This window comes from Peribacillus sp. SIMBA_075, from assembly GCF_046534585.1.
This window is the reverse complement of record NZ_JAWRYN010000014.1, coordinates 70,123-94,729: the sequence shown is the minus strand read 5'-3', so window position 1 is coordinate 94,729 and position 24,607 is coordinate 70,123. Positions and strand designations below refer to the sequence as shown.

Annotated in this window: 25 protein-coding genes; 7 read left to right on the top strand and 18 right to left on the bottom strand. The window is 37.7% G+C overall.

The window, feature by feature from the left end; genetic code table 11:
* Positions 1 to 311 precede the first annotated feature (311 nt).
* Entirely contained in the window at positions 312 to 1,226 is a 915-nt protein-coding gene (locus tag SB775_RS12980) for a LysR family transcriptional regulator (protein WP_289320521.1), read from the top strand.
* Between the two features lie 385 nt (positions 1,227 to 1,611).
* On the opposite strand, the gene SB775_RS12975 is transcribed toward SB775_RS12980, so the two are convergent.
* Positions 1,612 to 1,950 (bottom strand): YmaF family protein, encoded by a 339-nt coding sequence (locus SB775_RS12975; RefSeq protein WP_125162106.1) that lies wholly within the window; start codon positions 1,948 to 1,950, stop codon positions 1,612 to 1,614.
* Positions 1,951 to 2,227: 277 nt separating this feature from the next.
* Here SB775_RS12975 and SB775_RS12970 point away from each other — a divergent pair, with 277 nt between their 5' ends.
* Genes SB775_RS12970 through SB775_RS12960 form a run of 3 tightly spaced genes read left to right on the top strand, consistent with a single transcriptional unit; the run spans position 2,228 to position 5,214 of the window.
* Positions 2,228 to 3,262: a FecCD family ABC transporter permease gene (locus tag SB775_RS12970; RefSeq protein ID WP_061462876.1), complete on the top strand. Its 1,035-nt coding sequence runs from the start codon at positions 2,228 to 2,230 to the stop codon at positions 3,260 to 3,262.
* Between the two features lie 12 nt (positions 3,263 to 3,274).
* The gene (locus SB775_RS12965) at positions 3,275 to 4,279 is read left to right on the top strand and encodes a FecCD family ABC transporter permease (protein WP_410861839.1); all 1,005 of its coding nucleotides are present in this window, start codon (positions 3,275 to 3,277) and stop codon (positions 4,277 to 4,279) included.
* A 20-nt stretch (positions 4,280 to 4,299) separates the two neighbouring features.
* The gene (locus SB775_RS12960; protein WP_289337667.1) at positions 4,300 to 5,214 is read left to right on the top strand and encodes an ABC transporter substrate-binding protein; all 915 of its coding nucleotides are present in this window, start codon (positions 4,300 to 4,302) and stop codon (positions 5,212 to 5,214) included.
* A gap of 196 nt (positions 5,215 to 5,410) precedes the next feature.
* On the opposite strand, the gene SB775_RS12955 is transcribed toward SB775_RS12960, so the two are convergent.
* Positions 5,411 to 5,608, bottom strand: coding sequence for a hypothetical protein (locus SB775_RS12955; protein WP_410861831.1), 198 nt, complete (start codon positions 5,606 to 5,608; stop codon positions 5,411 to 5,413).
* A gap of 205 nt (positions 5,609 to 5,813) precedes the next feature.
* Complete coding sequence (locus SB775_RS12950) at positions 5,814 to 6,641, bottom strand: TrmB family transcriptional regulator (RefSeq protein WP_289337668.1); 828 nt, start codon at positions 6,639 to 6,641, stop codon at positions 5,814 to 5,816.
* Positions 6,642 to 6,780: 139 nt separating this feature from the next.
* On the opposite strand from SB775_RS12950, the gene SB775_RS12945 reads away from it, so the two are divergent.
* The gene (locus SB775_RS12945; RefSeq protein ID WP_410861830.1) at positions 6,781 to 7,410 is read left to right on the top strand and encodes a homoserine/threonine efflux transporter; all 630 of its coding nucleotides are present in this window, start codon (positions 6,781 to 6,783) and stop codon (positions 7,408 to 7,410) included.
* A gap of 193 nt (positions 7,411 to 7,603) precedes the next feature.
* Here SB775_RS12945 and SB775_RS12940 read toward each other — a convergent pair whose 3' ends face one another.
* The 6 genes from SB775_RS12940 to SB775_RS12915 form a co-directional block, all read right to left on the bottom strand.
* Positions 7,604 to 8,101 (bottom strand): PTS sugar transporter subunit IIA, encoded by a 498-nt coding sequence (locus tag SB775_RS12940; RefSeq protein ID WP_054397421.1) that lies wholly within the window; start codon positions 8,099 to 8,101, stop codon positions 7,604 to 7,606.
* Between the two features lie 220 nt (positions 8,102 to 8,321).
* Positions 8,322 to 9,296, bottom strand: a complete 975-nt coding sequence (locus tag SB775_RS12935) for a carbohydrate kinase family protein (RefSeq protein ID WP_410861829.1) — start codon at positions 9,294 to 9,296, stop codon at positions 8,322 to 8,324.
* A 16-nt stretch (positions 9,297 to 9,312) separates the two neighbouring features.
* Positions 9,313 to 10,785, bottom strand: coding sequence for a sucrose-6-phosphate hydrolase (locus tag SB775_RS12930; protein WP_289320525.1), 1,473 nt, complete (start codon positions 10,783 to 10,785; stop codon positions 9,313 to 9,315).
* A gap of 69 nt (positions 10,786 to 10,854) precedes the next feature.
* Complete coding sequence (locus SB775_RS12925; RefSeq protein WP_410861828.1) at positions 10,855 to 12,303, bottom strand: sucrose-specific PTS transporter subunit IIBC; 1,449 nt, start codon at positions 12,301 to 12,303, stop codon at positions 10,855 to 10,857.
* A 193-nt stretch (positions 12,304 to 12,496) separates the two neighbouring features.
* The gene (locus SB775_RS12920; RefSeq protein WP_289337671.1) at positions 12,497 to 13,492 is read right to left on the bottom strand and encodes a LacI family DNA-binding transcriptional regulator; all 996 of its coding nucleotides are present in this window, start codon (positions 13,490 to 13,492) and stop codon (positions 12,497 to 12,499) included.
* A 276-nt stretch (positions 13,493 to 13,768) separates the two neighbouring features.
* Positions 13,769 to 14,044, bottom strand: a complete 276-nt coding sequence (locus SB775_RS12915) for a hypothetical protein (protein ID WP_410861827.1) — start codon at positions 14,042 to 14,044, stop codon at positions 13,769 to 13,771.
* A gap of 195 nt (positions 14,045 to 14,239) precedes the next feature.
* Between SB775_RS12915 and SB775_RS12910 the strand changes: the two genes are divergently transcribed.
* The gene (locus SB775_RS12910) at positions 14,240 to 15,415 is read left to right on the top strand and encodes an SLC13 family permease (RefSeq protein ID WP_410861838.1); all 1,176 of its coding nucleotides are present in this window, start codon (positions 14,240 to 14,242) and stop codon (positions 15,413 to 15,415) included.
* Between the two features lie 330 nt (positions 15,416 to 15,745).
* Positions 15,746 to 16,768 carry an NAD(P)H-dependent amine dehydrogenase family protein gene (locus SB775_RS12905; protein WP_410861826.1) on the top strand — a complete coding sequence of 341 codons (1,023 nt, stop codon included), beginning with the start codon at positions 15,746 to 15,748 and terminating at the stop codon, positions 16,766 to 16,768.
* Positions 16,769 to 17,059: 291 nt separating this feature from the next.
* On the opposite strand, the gene SB775_RS12900 is transcribed toward SB775_RS12905, so the two are convergent.
* The 9 genes from SB775_RS12900 to SB775_RS12860 all read right to left on the bottom strand — a co-directional run bounded on the left by SB775_RS12900 (position 17,060) and on the right by SB775_RS12860 (position 24,603).
* The gene (locus SB775_RS12900; protein ID WP_410861825.1) at positions 17,060 to 17,815 is read right to left on the bottom strand and encodes an IclR family transcriptional regulator; all 756 of its coding nucleotides are present in this window, start codon (positions 17,813 to 17,815) and stop codon (positions 17,060 to 17,062) included.
* Positions 17,816 to 18,022: 207 nt separating this feature from the next.
* A complete protein-coding gene (locus tag SB775_RS12895; protein ID WP_410861824.1) occupies positions 18,023 to 19,750 on the bottom strand; it encodes a PAS domain S-box protein in 1,728 nt (575 codons plus the stop codon).
* A gap of 20 nt (positions 19,751 to 19,770) precedes the next feature.
* Positions 19,771 to 20,232, bottom strand: coding sequence for a GAF domain-containing protein (locus SB775_RS12890; RefSeq protein WP_410861823.1), 462 nt, complete (start codon positions 20,230 to 20,232; stop codon positions 19,771 to 19,773).
* Positions 20,222 to 20,875 carry a response regulator transcription factor gene (locus SB775_RS12885; protein ID WP_061462865.1) on the bottom strand — a complete coding sequence of 218 codons (654 nt, stop codon included), beginning with the start codon at positions 20,873 to 20,875 and terminating at the stop codon, positions 20,222 to 20,224. Before SB775_RS12885 ends, SB775_RS12890 begins: the two co-directional genes overlap by 11 nt.
* A 101-nt stretch (positions 20,876 to 20,976) precedes the next feature.
* Positions 20,977 to 21,627 (bottom strand): sensor histidine kinase, encoded by a 651-nt coding sequence (locus tag SB775_RS12880; protein ID WP_410861822.1) that lies wholly within the window; start codon positions 21,625 to 21,627, stop codon positions 20,977 to 20,979.
* 177 nt (positions 21,628 to 21,804) lie between these two features.
* Complete coding sequence (locus tag SB775_RS12875; RefSeq protein ID WP_410861821.1) at positions 21,805 to 23,310, bottom strand: nitrate/nitrite transporter; 1,506 nt, start codon at positions 23,308 to 23,310, stop codon at positions 21,805 to 21,807.
* A complete protein-coding gene (locus SB775_RS12870) occupies positions 23,303 to 23,590 on the bottom strand; it encodes a hypothetical protein (protein ID WP_410861820.1) in 288 nt (95 codons plus the stop codon). The genes SB775_RS12875 and SB775_RS12870 overlap by 8 nt, the downstream gene beginning before the upstream one ends.
* A complete protein-coding gene (locus tag SB775_RS12865) occupies positions 23,577 to 23,888 on the bottom strand; it encodes a hypothetical protein (RefSeq protein ID WP_061462861.1) in 312 nt (103 codons plus the stop codon). Before SB775_RS12865 ends, SB775_RS12870 begins: the two co-directional genes overlap by 14 nt.
* A gap of 187 nt (positions 23,889 to 24,075) precedes the next feature.
* Positions 24,076 to 24,603 (bottom strand): QcrA and Rieske domain-containing protein, encoded by a 528-nt coding sequence (locus tag SB775_RS12860; RefSeq protein ID WP_061462859.1) that lies wholly within the window; start codon positions 24,601 to 24,603, stop codon positions 24,076 to 24,078.
* Positions 24,604 to 24,607 lie beyond the last annotated feature (4 nt).

The following is a 24,607-nucleotide window of genomic DNA, read 5'->3' as shown; positions in this document are numbered from 1 at the left end:
CAAGTAAACAAGCAGAGATTTGTAAAAACGCCCGCTTAAATTCGGAAGATTCTGTTATTTAATGAGTTCATTATCCTCTTTATTACATTTTTATCCTTAATTTAAGGATAATATTGACTCTTCCGTTTTAGAAATATATTATTGTTATAAACTTATAAGTCTTTATTATAAAAATACAAACTTTTAACATATTTCTAGCCTTTAATCGTTATATACAAATATTATTTGAGAGGGTATATTTGAGGTCCGCCCTTCCTTTTACCAGCTATTTTTAGTGTGTATTTTCAAATCTGACTAAAGTGGGTGATTGTTTGAATTTCCTATCCCTCCGCTATTTCATAGAGGTTTCTAACCATCTTAGTTTCAGTGAGGCTTCCAAAACCCTGCATATATCCCAGCCAGGACTTAGCCAACAGATTTTATCCCTCGAAAAACAATTAGGCCTTAAACTATTAAATCGAACGACAAGAAAAATTACATTGACGGAAGAAGGAGAGTACATCTATAAAAAACTTGCCCCTTCCTTTGAAGATATTGAGAAAACAGTGAATTACATAGTTGAAAATAAAACCATCCCCAAGCCCAAAATGAAGATTGCTACTGTCCCCTCTGCAGCTAGCATATATATCCCGAAGTTATTGAAAAAGATAGTGGGGGAATACCCGGAAACAGATTTTTACCTGCATGAAACAACATCCTCAAGAGCAGTGAAGCTCGTAAACCAACAAAATTATCACATCGGTTTCATCCGAACGCCCATACACAATAACATCATCGCAAATGAAGGATTAAGCATGATTGAATTCAAAAGGTTCCCTTTACAATTAGTCGTTTCCATTGATCATCCACTTGCCCAAAAGGATGCTATACACTTATACGAAGCAAGGGACGAATCTTTTATCCATTATGATGCCGTCCAAGCGCACTCCCTTCAATTCCTTTTGGAAAAGGCTTGTCTGACTGCTGGATTTTCACCTAAAGAATTATGTAAAGGATCCGAATTATTAACGATTGCCAACCTTATATCCAATAACTTAGGTGTTGCTCTCATGCCGAAAGATATGGTGAGTTTGTTGGGAAAAAGCAAAGTTAAAGCATTGAACATCGATAACTCTGAATTATTCAGTTCCATATCTGCAGTTTGGAAAAACACGGATGATGCGTCAATGCTGACTAAGCATATTTTAAAAACGTTAAAGAATGATCAGACTTTTTACGATATATGAGATTCTTGGCTTAAAAAGCTGCGAAACAACTCGGAGTGTGAAAAACCATTTAGTATTAATAATATTTGTTAACACTTTACCTTTTAAATGATTCATTTTTTGCATTTTGTAAAACTTCAAAAAAAGAGCCCCTCTCGATTAAAAGGAGGGGTTCGAAATAACGGGTTACGCATAAAGTGAAAAAAGCCCCATTTCTCGTTTATGACACTGAGAAATGGGGCTTTTAATTTTGGATAATTTCACTTCTAAACTTCGTTAAATAATTTATCACTGGTTATTTGAAAAACCTCGAATCGGATAAAACTCTACTAAAATTATCAAAAAAAAGAAAACATCAGGGGGCGTTCAATCCCCCTGATGTTTTCTTTTTGAATATCATGTACCTTTATTTATTCCCTGGAGCAGGTTGATCGACCCCTCTAACTCGATGTTTATGCCCATCATCTTCAGTTGTGTAAAAATCATAATAATGAACGTGCATTCCATTGCCAACAGGAATGGCTGGTCCCGAATATGCCTTATAATAATGGTTATGCCCATCCTCAAATACCACATATCCTTCTGTATAGTGAATATGTTCTCCCTCTTGTGATGGAATTGGCGGGGATGTTACATCCAGACATTGATGGACATGGCCGTCCTCTACAGATGTATAATCAACGGACCCATGATTATGATGTGGAACAAACCCAGAAACAAAATCATCTTTTCCTACCTTGTTCAATCCATTCACCCCTTATATATTAATTATCATAAATTCTATAAACTATATGCTTGGAACAATAAGGAGATTCGTAACAATCATAATTAAAAAATCGTAAAAGTACACTTTTACGAACGATTTTCCTGCCTACTGGAGCCTATGTGAACATATACAAACAATTCAATATTTTAACAAATTAACGTGTTAAAAAAATAGATTGATTTCAGCAAAGAGTAAAGATATAATCATCATGATAATGATTATCAATTCCAATGAACAGTAAAGGATGAATTAAAAAATGTTACATAATCCCTCTCTAAAGGGACTCAAAAAGCGTTCAAATGGTTTTCTGCTATTGTGTTTATTCATTCTGGTGATTATTGGATTAGTGCTGTGCCTATTTTTGGCTGTAACATTTGGAGCAAAAGAGGTTAGCATCAATACGGTGTGGTCAGCGATTTTTGATTATAATCCCACACTGACACAGCAACAGATTATCCACGAACTACGGCTTCCACGGGTGATTGGCGCTGCATTAGTCGGAGCAGCTTTTGCAGTTGCAGGTGCTTTGATGCAAGGAGTCACCCACAACCCCTTAGCTGACTCAGGAATACTTGGTATTAACGCAGGGTCAATGTTTGTGGTAGCCCTTAGTTTCGCTTTCTTTCCAAATATACCATATGCTGTCTTGATGGTTTTTTCATTTATAGGAGCTGTGTTGAGTACATTATTCATTTATATAATAGGCTCATCTGTGCCGGGAGGATTAACACCTATAAGGCTAACAATCTCAGGTGCAGTGATAGCAGCGCTCCTACATTCACTTAGTTCAGGAGTGGCCATTTATTATGATTTGAGTCAGGATTTAGCATTTTGGTATGCGGGAGGTGTAGCAGGGATAAAGTGGAGTCATTTGAAAGTGCTTGCTCCTATTATTCTTATCGCAATTATTTGGGCAATTTCATTAGGTCGATCTGTATCACTCATTTCAATGGGCAATGATATTTCCACCAATCTTGGTGTGAATACGAATCGTATTAGAATACTAGGAATGATAGTAGCCGTTATTCTGGCAGGAGTTTCTGTTTCGGCCGTTGGTTCAATAGGTTTTGTTGGACTTGTAATCCCACATATTTCACGAAAATTGGTTGGAGGATATTATCAGCTCATTATTCCAATGTCAGCATTATTGGGTTCGATTCTGTTAATACTGGCTGATCTGGGTGCCAGAACGTTGAACCCGCCTAGAGAGCTGGCTATTGGTATAATGGTTGCCCTTGTCGGTGTTCCTTTTTTCCTCTATATTGCTCGTAAAGTAGGGAGGGACTTATAGGTGAAGCGTCATATGAATGCAGACAACAAGAGGGCATATATAGTTACTATGGTATTTATTTTTATTAGTATAATTGCAGTATTAATAAGCTTGAATACAGGTACACTGCGAATTTCACCTTTAAAAATAATCCAAACGCTTTTTGGCAACGGTGATTTTAAAAGTTCTACTGTGCTATTTGATTACCGTATGCCACGAATCTTGATTACCATGTTGGCGGGAGTTGGATTAGGAATTTCAGGTGCAATCCTACAAGGTTTATCGCGTAATCCTTTGGCAGATCCAGGAATTCTAGGCTTACATGCAGGTGCGTCCTTTGGTCTGATTATCTTTGTAACCTATTTTCATTCATTAGATGAAAAAGCATCAATCCTTATACCGTTATTTACCTTTTTAGGCGGAGTCTTAACTGCTTTTCTTATTGTTTTACTTGCCTATGATCGTTACAAAGGCATACTGCCCATTCGCCTTATTCTCATTGGAATTGCGATTTCTGCTGGTTTTAGTGCTATTACACTTTTTCTGTCTCTTCGTCTTGATGAAGAAACCTACTCATTTGCTTCAAGATGGTTGGTTGGTAATGTATGGGGAAGAGATTGGATCCATGTTATTGCCCTTTTTCCGTGGATCCTTATTTTAGCACCTTATGCTTACTTCAAATCTAACACATTAAATGCCTTATCACTAGGTGATGAGGTAGCGGCTGGACTTGGTGTTTCTGTTCAAAAACAACGTTTGCTGATGCTGGTAACTGCTGTTGGTTTGTCATGTGCGAGTGTAGCAATGGCCGGCGGTATTGGATTTATTGGTCTAGTTGCCCCGCATCTTGCCCGTCGGCTCGTCGGCCCGATGTACCAGCATTTCCTTCCTGTTGCAGGGCTTATAGGACTCATTATTTTGGTGCTTGCGGATACCATCGGCCGATCCATATTTCATCCAAATGCTATTCCAGCTGGTATAGTAGTCGCTGCTATAGGAGCTCCCTATTTTCTTTACTTGCTCACAAAAACAAAATAACTTTTCAATTAGGAGAAAAAATGAACAAGAAAATTACTATTTTATTTAGCATTATGTTAATTCTTATTTTGTCGGCTTGCGGACAGACATCTTCAAATGATAGTAAATCAGCAAAAAAAAATAAACCAGAGAGTGAAGAACCTAGAATCGCTTCACTTTCCATCCACCTAACAAATGATTTACTTGCATTAGATATAACTCCAGTTGGTTCTGTAATTGGTGGAGAATTAAAAGATTTTCTGCCGCATGTGAAGGATCGATTAAAAGATACGCAAAAGCTTGGACCCGTAAAAGATCCAGATATGGAAGCGTTGATAGAACTAAATCCTTCTGTGATTTATCTTGATAAAGAATTTTCAGGACAAGATGTATCAAAATATGAAAAAATCGCACCGACTCATGTATTTAATCTTGATGAAGGAACATGGAGAGATCATTTAAAGTCCGTTGCTAAACTTGTCGACCGTCAACAGCAAGCAGAAAAGTTCATATCAGATTATGAAAAACAAACAAAAGAAGTCAAAAATTTAATTGAAAATAAACTTGGTGAAGGCAGTAAAGTAATGGCAATCCGTGTTACTGCAAAGGAGTTACGAGTATTTAGTACTGAAAAGCCAATGGGACCTATCTTATTTCAGGATTTAGGTTTTAAACCTGCCAATGGTGTTGAAAAGATTGATAAAAATCTGCCTTACGAAGTCATATCTCAAGAAGTTCTTCCAGATTTCGATGCAGATGCTATATTTGTCATTGTCAACAGTGACGATGAGTCTCAGACTGCTTTTAAACAGTTGGAAGATACACCCATTTGGAAAGGGTTGAAAGCAGTTAAAGGAAAACATGTATACGTAGTTCCGGATCAGCCATGGCTTGACTATTCAGCACTAGGAAATAAAATGGCCATGGAAAACGCAAAAGAAATCTTTTCAAAATAAATAGTGTTATTTTTGGGTTAAGATGAACGGGGAATTTTTACGCTAGGCGAAATTTCAAACTAAAAAAGTCGATTCCTGTACGTTAAGGAATCGGCTTTTTTTAGTTTGCTTCTTCAAGTAAAGCACTGTGAGATGGAGAAGATTTATACTTCAAATACCTTATTTTTTGCATTCGGGCTTAACACTTCTTCCGGCTTTAAAACTGCTTATAGCTTTCCATCATTGACTTTATTGATCCACTCACCAGGGTTCCCTTTCCTAAGGCAATCACATCGGCTTCACCTTTTTCAATGAAATTTTCTGGAACTTCTAATTGTCCATTGACTATTGCAGGACTCTCCCGTATTTTTTCGCTATAGGTGAAAATGATGCTTCCGCTAATGCGTGCTTCCATGCTTCAAATCCATCCATATTCATCAATCATTATTAGTAATTCCCATCTAGCAATATTCGCTACTTGGGATTGCCCATAGACGCTGGATGCTGGTGTTAAAGCTTGAATTTGTACTGAGCCCCACACTACTTCATCAAAACGATGATTAATAAAAAAGTAATGCTTTTCTTTTTATGTTGTTAAAACAGGAAAAAATAGTACAAATCTAGTCAACGTAATGTTTCTTAAAATCTGGATGGATAGAGAACTTTTTACGTAAATTGGCAAGGTTTTCACCAAAACTTTCTTCTAAAAGCTCTCTATGTTTCTCCATAATTTCCATGAGATACAAATCATGAATCATGACTTCTGTAATTGGCATTACCAAACCTACATGCATTGTCCATGCCGCACGACTATCTTTACCCAGCGAGACAATACCTGCTACTACTTCTGAGTCATCTCCACTAATAACAAGCCATCGTCCACCATACTCTTCTGTAATTTCATGACCCATATAATGGAGGTAAACATTAGCAAAATCACATACGATTTCCCCATAAGCAATAATTGTTACATTGACCCCTCTAGTTGCTGCCTGTCTTAGTTCAGACTCCAATTCTTCGAATTCCTCTTCCCAAATCTCTAAGAGGATTCTTTTTTCAGCAGATAATATACAAGCTTTAACCTTTTCGAGTATTTCATTGCGTCCAGTGATATTCCAGATATTTTCACGGTCATTTGCAGAACTTTCAAACTCCGCTAATGATTTTTCTGCCAGTTCAAAATTCTCTTCTGCTTTCATTCGACGGTTTTTTATTAGCTCCTTTGCAGGAACAGGAGTATACTGTGGTGTGTTCCCAGGACTAACCAGAATATCCCCTCTTATTGCGAGACCGTCCAGAATTTCATATATTCTTGAACGTGGTACACCGGAGTTTTTTGCTACTGCATAACCAGTCAATGGCGATTCTTCCAATAAGGTAAGATATGCTTTCGCTTCATATTCGGTAAAATTTAGATTTTTTAATGTTTCTAAAATGTTTTCTTTCATAAATCCTCCAACACAACCTTAGTTGCTACCTTAGTAACTAATATTTTAGCAAAATCTGTTGACCTTTTCCATAAGCATCCAATATACTTAATAAGTAGTTACTTGAGTAGCCACTAATAAACGAAAAGGGAGAAATAGTATGGAAAGCTTACTAACTTACATATCAATAGTTGCAATGATGGTTATTATACCCGGAGCAGATACTATGCTCCTAGTGAAAAACACGCTTCGCTATGGTCCAAAAGCTGGACATTATACCGTTCTTGGAATGGCAACGGGACTTTCTTTTTGGACGCTTATTGCTATTCTTGGGTTATCTGTTGTCATTGCAAAGTCTGTTATTCTTTTCAGTACAATTAAATATTTGGGAGCCGCCTACTTAATTTATTTAGGGATTAAAAGTTTTTTTACTAAAAGCGCTTTTTCTTTAAAAGAAATACAAGCACAAGCAAATACACCCACGAAGTATTTAAATCGGCATAATAAGGATTCCTTTATGCAGGCATTACTTAATAATATTCTTAATCCAAAGACTATTTTAGTTTATATAACAATCATGCCGCAATTTGTCAATTTGAATGGAAATGTAAACCAGCAATTGATTATATTAGCCTTCATCTTAACCTTACTCGCTGTATTATGGTTTCTATTTCTTGTTTATCTAATTGATTACGCAAAAAAATGGTTGAACAACTCCAAATTCCAGAAAGCGTTCCAAAAATCAACTGGCTTAATTTTAATAGGTTTTGGCATTAAAACAGGAATATAAATTGTATAAAACAAGTTCAAATTATCACCTAAAGTAACACAATTCCGTTAAGTTATGATACCAACTTAGTCAAAATAAAAACACCCCATTTCTGGGGTGGACATCTCTTGGTCATATGTTCTTTAGTTCTTTAGTTCTTTAGTTCTTTAGTTCTTTAGTTCTTTAACGAGTTTCTTCTATTTTACTCATTCTCCTATTTTAAGGTAACTACCAGAACGGTCGTTTTACCGGCTACAGATTGTCCACTATAGTGATACTCTAAATGTGTCACAATGTCTCCATTGGTAATGATCATCGGTGTAATAGTACTTGATGCTTTTTCCTTTACCAGTTCAAGGCTGTAGGTGACCAATATGTCTCCTGCTTTAACCTGGTCACCTTCTGCCACACAAACGGAAAACCCTTCTCCTTTCATGTTAACCGTGTCCAATCCAATATGGATCAATATTTCCAGCCCTTCTGCCGTTTCCAATGCAATGGCATGCTTCGTCGGGAAGACATTGATGACTTTTGCATCAGCCGGCGCCACTACCTTCCCTTCGATAGGAAAGAAAGCAATACCATCTCCCATCATTTTCTGTGAAAAAACTGGATCCGGTACATCTTCAAGCTTTAAAATTTCTCCTTCAATTGGCGATACTAATTTTATTTCCGAAATTTTTGTTTTTTTTCCAAATAAGTTTTTTAACAAGGTAATACCTCCTATTATTTTTAATATTCTGGCTGAACAACAAATTTCTTAAGCAATCACTTTTTTGATTTGTTCTTTTAGCTGGTCTGATTTCGGTCCAAAAATTGCCTAGATGTTATTTCCTATCTCCAAAACACCAGCAGCTCCAAGGCCTTTTAATCGGTCCTTATCAACTTAGCAAGCCAATCGGTCGGTACTTTTCCGTTTAGGGCAGGCGCCATTATTGATCGATTTGCTGCAGTTGATAAATCGCTTCTTTGGCCGGAATGGAAGAGATTGCTCCTTTTCCAGTCGTAGTAAGAGCGCCACTAGCGTTTGCAAAGCTTAGGATTTCTTGGTGATGAAGTTCAAGAACTTCTTCCAGATTTCCTTGCCGAACGTCTTTTTCCAATAACTGATACAGCAAGCCTCCGATAAATGCATCCCCAGCCCCTGTTGTATCCTGTACGCCGACGCGATACCCGGTTGATTCGTATTTTTTACCTCCTACATATAATTCGGCACCTTGAGCTCCTTTTGTATAAATTACTGCTTTAACAGCACCAGTAAATAACGAAGAAACTGCTTTTTCTTTATCAGTAATCCCGGTAATAAACTCAAGCTCTTCATCAGAAATTTTCAAAATATGAACCATTGGAACAAACTCTAAAATAGTTTTCCGGCATTCTTCAGGATCAGTCCAAAGCGGAAGGCGGACATTTGGGTCAAAGCTGATGATTCCGCCTTTTGCTTTTAGAGAAGCAATGGCTTTCACATGCGCATGCTTCATAGGACTTTCCACTAAATCGACTGAACAGAAGTGGAGGAGGTCGCCGTTTGCAAACCAGCTATCGTTAATTTCAGTCTCATGAAGCAGCAAATCTGCAGAAGGATTGCGGTAGAAAGAGAAATCACGTTCACCATTTTCAAGCAAAGATACAAAAGCAAGGCCTGTGTTGGCTTCATTCGTTCTCGTAATTTTATCTATTTTCACGCCGGCTTGCTGCAATTGTTCTAAAAGAAAGTCCCCAAATGAATCCATTCCGAGCTTAGTAATTATCGATGCATTGCCGCCATTTCTGGCAACTGATACAGCAACATTCGCTGGAGCGCCTCCTGGAGCACGCTCGAATTCCATTACATCTTTTAGTGCGGTTCCTTTTTGAAGGGGGATAAAATCAATTAATACTTCACCGATTGCATATAAATTTCTCATACCTTACCTCTCGCTTTCATACATAACTCCATTTTTTTGCTTGAAAAGTGGTGCTTCCAGATAATGCAAAGAAACGAATTTCATTTCTGTTTTCACGAGGGAAAATCCTGCTCGTGAATACTTCTTCACCGTCATTGATGAAAATCTCAACAGAAGAGGTATCTACAAATAAATGAAACTTAATTTTTTTGGTATTCACAAAGCATTTTCGGATTGTTCCATAAGCTTCTCCAACGGTCTCACCTGAAGAAGAGCGGTCAAGAATGACTTTTTTCTCTACAGTATCATATTTAATGACCGTTTTTTCATCATCACCGGCCCTGAATTCAATACCAAATTCAACGGCATCGTTGTTTTCAAATTCACATACCATTTCATAGGATACTCCTTTGAATTCTTCATACATGTTCTTGGTGTTCTTCAAAACACCTTTTACTTTAGTTTCCTGCCTGCGTAGCGCTTGAAGTTCCTGCACTGGCCGCTGAATCAGTTTACCGTTTCGAACAGATAATTCTCTTGGCAGTGTTAAACAATGCGCCCAGCCATTTTTGTCTGTGGGTAGGTCTATTTCAGGCAAGCCCATCCATCCGACAAGGATACGCCTTCCGTCAGGATTAACCATTGTTTGCGGCGCATAAAAATCAAAGCCTCTGTCAAGCTCCTGAAAAGAGCCATGTGATAATGAGTGGGTTATTGTATCTAGCTTGCTGCCAATAACATAACCGGATTGATAAATATTGTGGTAAAGGTCTCCCTTGGACTCCAAACCCTGTGGAGAAAACATCAATACACCATAGTTTTGCAGTTCAAAATAATCTGGGCATTCCCACATATATCCAAAAGTTCCAAGGTCAGTTTGTAACTCTCCTTCAAATGTCCAGTTTACTAGATTGGAGGAACGATATAGGACGACACATCCTGTTTTGTCTTTCCGCTGTGCACCGATTACTGCATAAAAGTTATCATTTTCTCTCCAAACTTTCGGGTCGCGGAAATGATTAGTATATCCTTCTGGTACGTCCCGAATGAATGGATGGGTCAATTTTTCAATTTGTCCCGTTTTCTCCATGATGGCGATACATTGATAGGGATGTCTTTGCCAATTCTCATCACGGGTGTTCCCGGTATAAAATAAATATAGTTTTCCTTCATATTCAATAGCACTTCCGGAATAGGCTCCATGGCTGTCATAATAATCATCCGGTGCGATCCCGATGCCGGCATTTTCCCAAGAAACAAGATCTTTTGATTTCGTATGATACCAATACTTCAACCCATGTACAGGACCAAGCGGAAACCATTGGTAGAATAAATGGTACTCACCATGATAAAAAGAGAAGCCATTAGGGTCATTAAGTAGGCCGGATAAAGGCTGTATATGAAAGGTTTGTCGCCATGTGCATTCATTTACTCTTGTTTGCAAATTTTGCAGCTCTACCTGATTAACATCTTCAACGCGGCGATAACGCTGTTCTTTTGTCCAGCCCATGTGATCAGACTCCTTTAAAAAATCAGATGACTGTTCCTTGTTTCGAACAGCCCTTTTCATATTAATAAATTAGGCTGCTTCTTTTCGAGAAAGGGCAGCAACTTTTTTATCTGTCCGATTTGCTAAACTGAATGTTGCGATAAAGGCAACCGCAAAGGAAATGGCCATACCAATTATATAAAAGATAATTGTATCTGTTTTTATGGAAATAATCCCTGGTAGACCTGCAGCGCCAAGTGCAATCGCCTTTACTTTGAAGAAGGTGACGAAAGCAGAAGCCACTCCTGAACCTATAATTGCTCCAATAAATGGATATCTCAGTTTTAAGTTAACACCGAACATTGCAGGTTCTGAAATCCCTAAAAGAGCCGAAATACCCGCTGCAGATGCCGTACCTTTTGTTTTTTTATCGTTCGTAATGAAAGTAACTGCAAGGGTTGCTGCACCTTGAGCAATATTGGACATTGCTGCAATTACGAAAATAAAAGAGCCCCCAGTTTTTGAAATATCAGAAAGTAATTGTGTTTCTACAGCAATAAAGCTATGATGCATACCTGTGATGACGATTGGTGCGTAAAGAAGTCCAAATATAGCTCCTCCGATAAAACCAGTTCCATCATATAAGAAGATGAGACCGTCTGTTAATAAGTTCCCTGTAGCACGAGTAATCGGTCCTACTACTGTGAACGTTAAGATACCAGTAATAAAAATTGTCAATAATGGTGTTAGAATATTGTCTAGTGCGGAAGGAATGACTTTTCGCAAATACGTTTCTATTTTTGCTAAAATAAAGGAAGCAACAAGTACTGGCAACACAGTGCCTTGATATCCGATTTTTTCAATTTCAAATCCAAGAATATTCCAGACCTGAATTTCACCGCTTACTAAGGCTCCTCCGTATCCCCAACCATTCAATAAGTCAGGGTGAACCATTAGCATTCCAAGTGTAGCACCCAGATAAGGATTTCCGCCAAACCGCTGTGTGGCAGAGAAACCGATTAAGATTGGAAGGAATACAAATGCTGCGTTGGCAAATGTATTAATTAGAGCTGCTAAATCTGCGAATCCCGGGTTAGCTTCGACAATGGATTGCCCTGCAATAAATAAGTCAGGTGCTGTGAGCAAGTTGTTAATCCCCATCAATAGACCGCCGGCAACAATTGCAGGAATAATAGGAACAAAAATATCAGAAAGCATTTTTACAAAGCGCTGAAGCGGATTCATTTTCTTCGAACCAGCATCTTTTACATCTTTCGTCGACATTTCAGTAAGTCCAGTTAGCTTTGAAAACTCTTTGTATACTTCATTAACGGTTCCCGCACCGATAATAATCTGGTATTGTCCTCCAGTTGAATATGTTCCCTTTACTGCATCCATCTCATCTAGTTTTGCTTGATCAACTTTATCTTCATCATGTAAAGCTAAGCGGAGCCGGGTCGCACAGTGTGCTGCAGCTGCCACATTTTCTTTCCCGCCGATTGCCTCCAATATTTCCTTGGATACTTCTTTATAATTCATAATGATCCTCCTTTTAAACGTTTATAAACGCTGACTTGGAACCGGTTCCGTTTGAATTCAAAAAAATATATGAATATATTAAGCAACGGAACCGGTTCCAGCATAAACCAAAAAAATATAACATCAACAAGTTGATTCACAGAAACCGGTTACATTTTAGAAGGGAAATATTTGGTAACCGATTTCATTTTGATTATAATCGGTGTAGTAAACGATTGTCAACGCTTTCTCGTTCAATAATTTTATATTTTGATAGAGATAATTTTGGTAATTCTTCCCCATTAACAAGCTTTACGATACTCTTAGCTGCCATTTGTCCTGCTTCTTTGTAGTAAAATTTCGCTGTAGTTATGCCTGGGTGTATCATCTCTGTTACTTCATAACCTCCAAATCCAGTGATTGACAAGTCTTCTGGGATTTTCAAACCTCTTAAATAAGCTGCTTTCAAAGCACCAATCGCTATATTATCAGTTGCACATACGATAATAGAGGGAGTGAATTCCTCAATAATAGAAGGGACATTGATTAATGCATCTGTTATGCTGAAGCTTGTTTCATAATACCTTACTTCACAGTCTGGTTTTTCATCTATCGCCCGCTGAAATCCTTTTTTTCGCATGACTCCTACAGCAATATCTTTTCCTGTTACGCCCAAAAAAGCAATCTTACGGTGACCTTTTTCCAGCACATGTTTTCCAAGATCATATGCTGCTTCATAATCATTGTGTATGATGCTGTGAATTGTTTCATGCTGCTGACCAACCAGTAAAACGGGCAATTGCAGCTCTTTGAAGGCCTCTAAATGGGCGTCTGTAACTTGGGATGGAAGCAAAATCATTCCCGCAACCTTTTGCTTAGCCAGTGTGTAAATATTTTCAATTTCCCGATCTAAATCCTGACCGGTATTTGAGATCAGCATTTGATAATTTAGTTCTCTTAATTGTTCATCAATGCCAATTAACGTATGAGAAGAAGCATACGAATCAAGTCTCGGTACAATGGTACCGATTATATTAGTTTTCTTTGCTTTTAAACTTTGAGCGAAGGCATTAGGAGCATAGCTGGTTTCATTTATCACACGTTCGATTTTATTTTTCGTTGCCTCACTAACAGAACCATTATTTAGATAACGTGAAACTGTACTCTTAGCAACTCCGGCAAGCTTCGCGATATCAGTAATTGTAACCAAAGCATTCATCTCCGTCTTTATATGGATTTATCTATTATACACCAATATGTTTAGTAAATTAAGAGGTGAATATAGTTGATTATTTAAACAGGAAATTTTACAACATTATCATTGTAAATTTAAATGTAAACGCATTCACGTCCAAGCAGGAGGTGAAAAATATGGAAATGAGTAAAGAGGGTACATTTATACAATGATAAATAGAACTGACCATTAAGAGAAAAAAATCCTTTCTTTTCTATTTACCTCCTCTTCCTAAATGGGTATAGCACTCCATCAAACCCAATTACAAAACATTTCGTATACTTCCTGATTAGTTTTAACATTACCAGGAAATACACCCATAAGTTCATTATAATAGTATTCTTTATCACTAAATAATGCTTGAAACTCCTTATCATCTGCGAAATCATTAAAAAACAAGTCCATTGAACTGTCTTTTCTTACCCAAGCAAATGCCTCTATAAGTGGAGTGAACTCATATTTCCAATTATCTACATGAAGGTGATTACCAGTATAGTTTTCATCATTAAAATAATCTTGATTATTCATTGACTTACCTTATTGAAAAATGTTGACAAACTATTGGCTGGTTTAGTTCATTAAGAGGTACCACCTAATCCCCATCAAGCCAAGACAAATCATTACCCCCATAACTAAAAAATGCTATTTTTCTGTAATTCCATGGAAATGATGGTGTTTTTTAAGTGTATGTTTCAAATGTAAGAAACAGAGTAATGTAGTAGAATAGATAGTACTGGAGGGGGATTTGATGAAAGAATATATTTATGTGAAGTACGAAAAAAAGTGAACTTGAAATTTGGAATTTTAAAAAAAGACATTGTATTTACCATATCACTCTTGTTTGCAATCGTAAGCTGTTTATTCCATTCACCAAAACTGGAATATATTGATTTTAAAGTATTAGTCAGTTTATTTAATCTTATGCTCGTAGTTAAGGCTCTGGAAGATCTTAAACTATTGGATAAGTTCGCCATTACTATACTGAGTAAATGTCATAATAGTAAAAGTGTTTCAGCAATCCTAATTTTATTATGCTTTTTTAGTTCCATGCTTGTAACGAATGATGTGGCATTAATAACATTTGTACCATTAACACTTATAATTAGTAAGATTATACAAACTTCTATGTTAGATACTATTATACTAGAGACAATTGCGGCTAACATCGGAAGCAGCCTAACTCCTATGGGAAATCCTCAAAATCTTTATATATTTACTAACTACGGAATAAGGCCCATACAATTTTTCACAACAATCCTTCTATTAGTGGTTCTTGGAATTATTCTATTATTCTTTCTTAATCAAAGATTGAATAGTAAAACACTGGAAATGGAACTTCCGTATATTTCTATAAAAAATAAAAAAAGGGCAACAGTATGGGGAATTCTATTTGGCATCATATCTGCATCCATACTTGGGGTTTTAAGCTACAAACTTGCGTTCATCATCGCTTTGGGAACCGCATGTATACTTGATATAAAATTATTGAAGAAAATTGATTATTTATTGCTTATTACTTTTATATGTTTTTTTATATTTATAGGAAACATATCGGATTTAAAGGTAGTACACACATTTGCAAGCGAACATCTCAAAAGTCCTACATCTATCTTTTTCAGTTCCATAATTTTAAGCCAACTGATAAGCAATGTACCAGCTGCGATCTTTTTATCAAAATTCTCCGTGAATTGGCAGCCTTTATTAGTAGGTGTAAATTTAGGTGGACTTGGTACGATAGTTGCTTCCCTCGCAAGTGTAATTTCATTTAAACTTTTTATTAAGAGAGATCCACAAAAAAGTAAAATGTACATTATAAGGTTTAGCTTTTATAACTTTTCGATTTTAGCTCTTTTAACTCTTGTTTATTACTTTACAATGAAAAATCAAAATTTCTTTTAATATAGGTTTAAACAACTTTGGGTTTTTTATATTGGATTTGCCTTAACATATGCCTATAGGGGTGCCGCCATATGCCCAGCAAGCTAGGGCATATCATTACCCCAAAAACAAAAAAACGCTATTCTTTCTGTAATATGTAGAAAGGATGGTGTTTTTTTATGTGTCACGCGGTTTCAGGTGAAGCAACCTCTTTTACATATAGCCACACATTCATTGCGGTCATTCCTTTTATAACGATTATTTATAAATATATAAAAATTAACTATTTTTATTATTTATCTCTCAATGTTAACATTTTGTTATACCTTATTTTGAAAGGATGAGAGATGAATGGCTAAACAATATTCTGAATTTACAGTATTCGGACTCGGCCCCATTGGCATTGAAATACTACGCAGTGCTTACCAAACCAATCCACAATCGATTTTCGGAGTTGTTGATATTGATCCCGATAAGATAGGTAAGGACATTGGCTCACTCATCAATGAAAAGGAAACGAATAAGTGTGTAGTCTCCCATATAAACGAAGTAAGGACTGACGCTGACCACCCTGTCGCCCTTCATGCAACTGGTTCAAACGCACAGCAAGTATGGCCTCAAATCAAAGAGCTTCTAGATCATGGATTTTCAGTGGTTTCCACCTGTGAGGAGCTTTCTTTCCCTTGGCATCGCTATCCTGTACTTTCACAGGAAATAGATGATTACGCTAAAGAAAAGGGACTTAGTGTCATTGGGACCGGAATTAATCCAGGCTACATAATGGATACTATGGCCATTTCTTTTTCTACAGTATTGACGACGGTTAATAAAATTAGGGTCAATCGTAAAGTGGATGTTTCGAAAAGGCGCCTTCCCTTACAAAAGAAGGTCGGAATCGGGATGACCAAAGAAGAGTTTGAATTTTTAGCTGAACAAAATAAAATTGGACATGTAGGACTTGAGGAGTCTGTCAGATTAATCGCTTATGGGCTCAATTGGAAACTTTCAAGTGTACTCAATACAATTGAACCAACGATTGCAAGCGAAAATATTACCGTTCCCCTAACTACCTTAAAACCTGGGGATGTTAAGGGGCTTCATCAAATTTCCACGGGCAAGACCACGGACGGAAAGGAAATTCACCTGGATTTAACGATGTCTGCAGGTATTAAACAAGAAGATGAAATCGTTATCGAGGGGAACGAAACCCAAAGATTGATTGTTCCAAACGGCATCTTTGGGGATACTGCAACCGCTGCAATGATTATCAATACCGCTAAGCAAATTGATGCCCTCCGTAAACCAGGTTTACTTACAATGGCTGACATCGGGGTGCCGAGAAATATAAATCAATCAGACTTTGTGCATATTTAGAGGCAGGCAGACCAACGATCATCCGTATGATTGTGACCAGATTCAAAAGCTTGAATATAGCGATGTAGATTGCTTACTTTATTTGTATAGGTGAACCATCTCAAATGGTTCACCTATGCATCTTGGCTCAGCAGCCAAAAAAAGACAAAAAACCACCATGATCGGTGGCTTTGCAGGTTATTCCCTTTTCATTTTTTATATAGGAATCAACCCGATTATGTAAGTCATCCTAATTAAGGAAACTATCGATTTAAAAGATGATTGTTTGGAAAATATCATTTTCTAGTATCTTTAAGATTTTTTAGAACCTAGTTTCATGGAAATTTCCTTGGCGGCTTTCGTTACTTTGTCAATCAATTCAGGCAAGCGATCTTCCTGAAATCTAGCCTCTATCCCAGCCACACTAATGCCAGCTACTATTTGATCTTTGCCATTGAGTATCGGCGCACTCACCGCTTTCGTATAATTCTCCAGTTCAGATGAAGTTATCGTGTAACCTTTCATTCTAGCTTCATCCAAAGCATGACGAAGTTTATCTTTATCCATTATCGTTCCAATGGCAATTGGTTTTAATTCAATACTTTCCAAATAAGCTTTACGCTCTTCTTCTGGCAAATGCGCTAGTATGATTCGAGAGTCGCCAGCGTATAATGGCGAACGCCTTCCAATAGATGTATAAAGTCGAACAGGATGCAATGTGTCCACCTTTTCAATGTACATGGCTTCGTCCTTATCCCTCACAATTAAATTCACTGCTTCTTCTACATCATCCCGAAGGTCTTTCATGATGGGATAGGAAATTGATCTGATATCCAAACGCTCCCCTACCAGTTGACCAAACTGCAAGAATATCAGTCCAAGTGAATAATGACCGTCATCGTCCCTTGTTAAAAATCCCATTTCTTCTAATGATCCCACCATACGGTGCAAAGAGGTTTTCGGCAGGTCGGAAAGTTCCATCATCTCATTAAAGGTGAGTTTCGGATGATTTATGAAAAGGGTAAGGATCTGCATGGACTTCACGACGGTTTTGTTATGTGCCTGCATACTTTTTCTCCTTCATGTTTTTAATTTTTTAGTTAATAATTCATTAGATAGGTGTTTTCTATTATAAAATATGAGCACTTAATCCTATTAGCTTCTTAGCGTTTTTCTTCAAAACTTTCAGCTTTAGTTTTTGAGGCATAGTTCTAACTGCAGCCCCAATGGGAACCCCCCCAGGAATTCCTTGCATATAAATTGACTTGGATTTCTCTACAAAGGTATTTCCAAAAATACTTTTGTCCCTCTTTCCTCTACTGAATGAATGGAAAGGTTTCCACCTGCAGCTCTGGCTCTCTCCTCCATACTGAATAAGCCTACGCCACGGGTAACCTTTTCAATATCAAAGCCCTTTCCTTTATCCTCTATGACCACACGAATTTCTTCATCAATTTCAGAAATCGTGACTCTTGCTTCTTGAGTATGAGCATATTTACGAATATTCGTTAATGCTTCTTGGATTATACGGTAAATGGTAATTTCTTTGTTTGTGTACAGACGGCAATTTAAATAACAGTCAAAATGGACCCTGATATGGTGATGCTCTGAAAACCGGACCAAATAAGAGCGAATGGCAGGAAACAAACCAAGATCATCGAGTACTGATGGCCGCAGTTCCCATGATAGGTGTCGAAGTTCTTCGATTATTTCAGTCGCTTCATCTCGCATCTGATCTAACAGGGGATGACTCATTTCTGCCTGCAGCCTGTTAATCGTGATGAGATGGCTGTACAGGTTTTGTCCGATACCATCGTGAAGCTCGCGGGAAAGGCGTTTCCTTTCATCTTCCTGAACATCAATGATTTTACCCGTCATTTTCTGAATCTCTTCTTCCGCAATCTTCCTATTGGTCACTTCATGGCGAATCGCCAAATACTGGTAAGGTTTATTGTGCTCATCAAGAAACGGAACTATTGTCGTATCTACCCAATAATAAGTTCCATCCTTGGTCATATTTTTAATCTCGCCTTTCCATACATTCCCGGATGAAATCATTTTCCATAGATCATTGAAAAATTCTCTAGAATGAAATCCCGAGTTAATAATTCGATGATTCTGTCCAATCAGCTCTTCCTTTGAAAATTTGGAAATCCTGCAAAATTGATCATTAACATATTTGATGGTCCCTTTTTGATCGGTTATTGCTACAATTGATGAAGCATCCAAAGCAAATTGAAAATCGACCAGTTTGTGTACGGATTTTTTCAGTTCCTTTACAACTCGTTTATATTCGGTAATTTCCTTCCGAATTGCCAGGTATTTATACGGTTTCCCCATTTCATTTAAGAAAGGGACAATTGTGGTATCTACCCAATAATAGGTTCCATCCTTTGCTCTGTTCTTAACCTCGCCTTGCCATACACTTCCTGCTGAGATTGTTCTCCAAAGATTTTGCATAAATTGCTTTGAATGATGACCTGAATTGATAATTCGATGATCTTTCCCTAAAAGCTCTGATGCTGAATATTTGGATACCTCACAAAATTTCTTATTGAAGGATTTTATCTTGCCTTTTTCATCTGTAAAAGCAACAATCGTTGATTCATCTATTGCGTACATTATATCAACCAGCTCATTTATGGGATAGGATTGATTTTGATTAAGCCGTGATTGGTCTTTCACTTTATGGAACACGACTAAGTAATGGATCTCTTTTTCAAGAGAAAAGGCATTCATCCTGAAAAAAAGGGAAAAAGCATGACCATCCTTGTGAATTCCGAACTGGTGGATTATTTCCCCTTCCCCACTTGCCTGAAGGTTTGCTCCTGGCATAAGATTCAAAAGTTTTTCTCCTATTAATTCATGATTTGAATAACCAAAATTTTCATATACCCGTTGATTCGCAAAAGAGATGATGCCAGATTCATTGACGAGAATTGTCGCATCGCCGGACCCAGAAAAATTCTCTTTTTCCTTTTCCAAATGATTATTCCAGTCCATTCATAGTCCTCCTGTTGCCGTTAAATTGAGCTGTTTAATTCCTTTTCCAATTTTTTCGCTGCATCAAGGATCGTTTGCTGGTCACTTTCAGAAATAGGCTGAGTTGTTCTATTACCTACCAATAATACTCCTTTGAGAACAACTTTAAATTGAATTGGAACTGCGAAAGCGAATCTAAGATTTTCCGCGAGCATGATAGGGTATTCTAGTGCTTTGCCGAGGATATTATTAGGAAAATCTTCAATTTTCATCGGCCTGCCTGTAGAGATGACCTTACCTGCTATCCCTTTCCCATATCGAACAGTTATTCTTTTGTATTTATCATTTCTGTTCCCGGCGGCATAATGCCAGCTTACATCTGGACCGTTGCTGTTTTGTAAAGCAAGACCAACAAAATCACAGTCCAACTCTTTTAATACTCGTACACACGTTTGTTTAAATGGTTGACCTTTTCTTGATTGATTGTACACGTTAAATTCCATGCCCTAATAACCCCTTTTTTAAAGCAAATGCAACAAGTTCAGGTCTTGTTTTCATCTGAAGCTTCTCCATCAGGTTTCCTTTATGGGTTTCAACCGTTTTCACACTTATGACAAGTTGTCCGGCAATTTCTTTATTGGAAAATCCTTTCGCAATCAATGTCAGCACCTCTTTTTCACGGTCCGAAAGCAGATTGAAAATATCAGAGGTCCCCTGCTTCACACTGCCTATGTATACTTCCATTAACCTTTTTGTTGCAGATGGATGAAGGTAAGCATTTCCGGTCGATACAGAGCGAATAGCTAGTAATAATTCTTCATGTGGTGCACTTTTTAAAATACAGCCTGAAGCCCCCGCTTGAATGGCTCTGAATAAATATTCTTCATCATCATGCATTGTAAGTATTAATATGGATACTTCAGGCATTAGTTTTTTCAGTTCTGAAGTTGCTGATAAGCCATCTTTCCCATGAGGCATGCTTAAATCCATGACTACCACATTAGGCTGGTGCTCTAGCGCTTGCTGTATTCCTTCGTTCCCTTCAGAAGCTTCCGCTATGACTTCCATATCAGCATGATTATTTAATAGCATCTTTAAGCCCATTCTTACAACGGCGTGATCATCGCAAAGCAAAATTTTTATCAAAGCTGCTCCCCCTTTGCTCTGTTCGTATATGTAGTGTTATTAGTTGAATATGAAACAACAACGGGGATTGCTCAATTAGCAAACCCCTTGTTTAGTACATTTTAATATAATGGAAGGGAAATCTCTATAGAAGTCCCCTCATCTATTTTTGAAAATATGAAACATTTTCCTCCAATCAAATGCATTCTTTCACTTATGGCTGCAAGCCCGCTCGACTTATTCATAGCGGTTTCCACCTCAAACCCTTTTCCTGAATCTTTAATCATGATCAATAACCTGCTTTTTTTCCATTTGAATAGTATGCTTGCCTTCATCGTATCAGCATATCTGGCTATATTCACTAATGCTTCCTGGCAGACTCTGAAAAGTGTAATGCTTTCTCTATCAGATATTTTCGATTCAACACCCAGATTCTCTATCTCAACTTCAATGCCATATGTTGAAGTGTATAATTTTATATAGCTTTTCATAGCAGAAATCAGCCCCAGAGTTGTAAGGGTTGGAGGATGCAATTCCACAGCCAAGAGCCTGATTTCTTGAATTGTCTTTTCCAATAACTGATTCATATCGCCTGCATAGCTTTTCATGGCAGGCTGTTCGATTTCCTTTTCAATGAGCTGCATACCTGTAAAGAGACTGTAGAGGGACTGTCCCACACCTTCATGAAGCTCCATTGCAATTCGTTTAATCTCTTCTTCATGAGTTTGAATAATGTAAGAACTAATGTTTTTTTTGAGTGGCTTAGTATTCATTCCCACCCTCCTTACTTGTTTGTCGCAAATTATCGGACAGACCGACTTACGCCACGTCCTCCCAAAAGTTACGCTTCCTATCGAGCGATGTATTCTTGTTCAGTGGGAAAGTTTGCATTATATTTTTGTACGTCAAAAGCTCCGCTTCAAGACTGAGAATTTACTATATATTATTCTTTATGCTTTTTTCACTATATTACTTGAAATGTCACTAAACATCCCGGCATATTGAACGACATCCCCGGCATCATTTTTTATTGCACTTATTGTCAGCCATTGTAGATATTGTTGCCCATCCTTCCGGCTATTCAAGATTTCACCTTGCCAGAAACCATTTTTTTTAATAGAATTCCATAATTCCTCATAAAAAGTTTGCGGTTGTTTACCAGACTTAAGTATACTAGGATTCTTTCCAAGTACTTCATTTTCCTGATAGCCTGTAATTTTAGTAAATGCAGGGTTTACTGAAATGATTTTACCACTGATATCGGTGATCAAAATGCCTTCTATTGTATGGTCAATCACTTCTTTGGCAAGCCCCATTTTACCTTGGAAATACATCCAGACAACTAAAATCAAACTTGCGAGGGCAACTTCGGACAATGCCATGAACCCGATTGCATAATGACCTGTAATATTGAATAACAAGGATAAAATTAACGGAGGGAAAAATCCTCCCAAACCACCCATTGCTGACACAATTCCATTCACAATACCAGCCTGCCTTTGAAAATACATCGGCACAAGCTTAAAAATGACACCGTTTCCTATTCCAGCACAGAGAGCAATGCTTAAACAGCCGAATGTGTACCATCCGAATGATGGAGCAAAGGATAGGATCATGGCTGAAACCGTATAAACACCAAAAACAAACATGAGCAGAATAAGAGAATGGAAGCGGTCGGCTAGCCACCCGCCAATTGGTCTCATAAAAGTAGCAAGGACAATAAAGCCAGCTGTCCTTACACCGGCATCAACTTTATCTAATCCAAAATTCTCTACAAGGAAGTTTGGCAGATAAATAGTGAATGCAACAAAAGAACCGAATGTTATAAAGTAAAATAAGCTTAGCAGCCACAGTTTTTCATTTTTGTAGACACCCTTAACTTGTTCTAAAAGCGGGGTTTTTACTTTCGGTTCCTTTTTATCCCCCAATAGGAAGTTACCAACGATAAAGACTGACAAAATCACAAGATAAACCTGTACGGTTGTCGACCAGCCAAACTTCGTAGCTACAGCGGGGGCTGCGAAAGCTGAAATGGCCGTTCCGAGGTTTCCTGCACCATAAATTCCGTTAATAAAGCCATGGCGTTCCTTAGGATAATACTTAGGTAAAGAAGTTACTCCAACAGAGAATACGGCTCCCCCAATTCCCAGGAAAAGCCCCCCAATCAACAAATCAGCAAGAGAATCCGCGATACTGATATAATAAACAGGGAATAACAGCGATATAAAGCTAATCAGGAAAATTTTCCTGGCCCCGAACTGATTGGCGTAAAAGCCAAGTGGAATGCGAAGGATAGATCCTAAAATAACCGGGACAGCTGTTACCAGTGCAAGCTGACCATCCGGTATATTGATATCTTCTTTAATAAAAGGCAGCAGGGAAGAAATTAATACCCATACCATAAATCCTACAACGAGATTTAAGGTGTGTAATGGCAGCTGAATTTTTTTAAACATCCTGACCACTCTCTCTTCTAATTATATATTGTAAACCCGATTTTTCATCAAAAGCCACCCATTCATTTACACTTTTAGTCACAATCGATACCAATGGGACAGCAAAAAAGTTAATGTCGTCAAAATAAATGCGCAGATGTGTGATGTCAGGACAAAGCTCCACCTTAACAATCGTTTTTGTAACGAAAGAAGCTTTATCCTGGCCACCATCATCCAGGATGGCTACGCTTGCTTTTTCTGATACTAACGGTTGTATATCTTCTATTTTAATGGGCTCCACAGGTATTGCACCCCCTCTTTGTCATGTAAACGTTTAGTTGATACCCGTGCAAATGTTTCCAGAATAAATCTCCTGCATGAATCTCGATAAATTCAATTGCTTCCTCTTCAGACTCCCATCTGCTCATTCCTTTTACTTCAGCAACTACAATATCGACCCCATCGATTGACTTTTCATCTAAATACCAGTTTAGTCGGACATCTTTAAAAAGGTCTGAAAGGAGCATATCGATTTCAACAGCAAAATTTCCAGATGCTTCTTTTATAAAACAAAAATCAATGTACGTTTCACTGTTCATTTACATTCACGCCTTTTCATTTTTCGTTTTTTTATATGTAAATAACGCTAAGGGAAACACCACAATGTTTAATCCCACGAATATTAAAACATTCACATAATTTTCATAATAATATTGGTGAACCATAAATTGGGTAAATACAATATTCATCATAAGGAATGCACAGAGCAACGCGACCCCAATAAACTTAAGCCTCATAACGCTTCACCCTTACTGCGTATACCGCTCCATTTTCCACTTTCACCTGAATCTCAGGCAGCGGCCTTCTTGGCGGACCCGCAGTTGGAGCACCTGTTTCAACATCAAATTTCCCATGATGGCAAGGACAAACCATCTCTCCCTCTTCCTTCACCCAGAAAACCGGGCAGCGAAGATGTGTGCATGCATTTTGGTAAGCTGCATATTTCTTTTCTGATAATCTGATCAAAATGGCATCATCATGATCACCTGGAAATTTAAAATTCATTGCGTCACCAATTGCAAGTTTGCTTACATCTGTGATTTTTTTGTGAGGATACTCCTTCTCCCCAAGCCCCATCAATTCTTTAGCCGCTACCGCCCCCCAAGGGAGGGAGGAAATGGCGAATACGCCAGCAGCACCCACTAATGTTTTCATGAACCCACGTCTGTCAAGCTTTCTTTCATTATTCCGTTCAATATTATGAGTGTAATTATCTTCATTAAAGGGAATTTTATTATTTTTATCTGACGGCATCTTA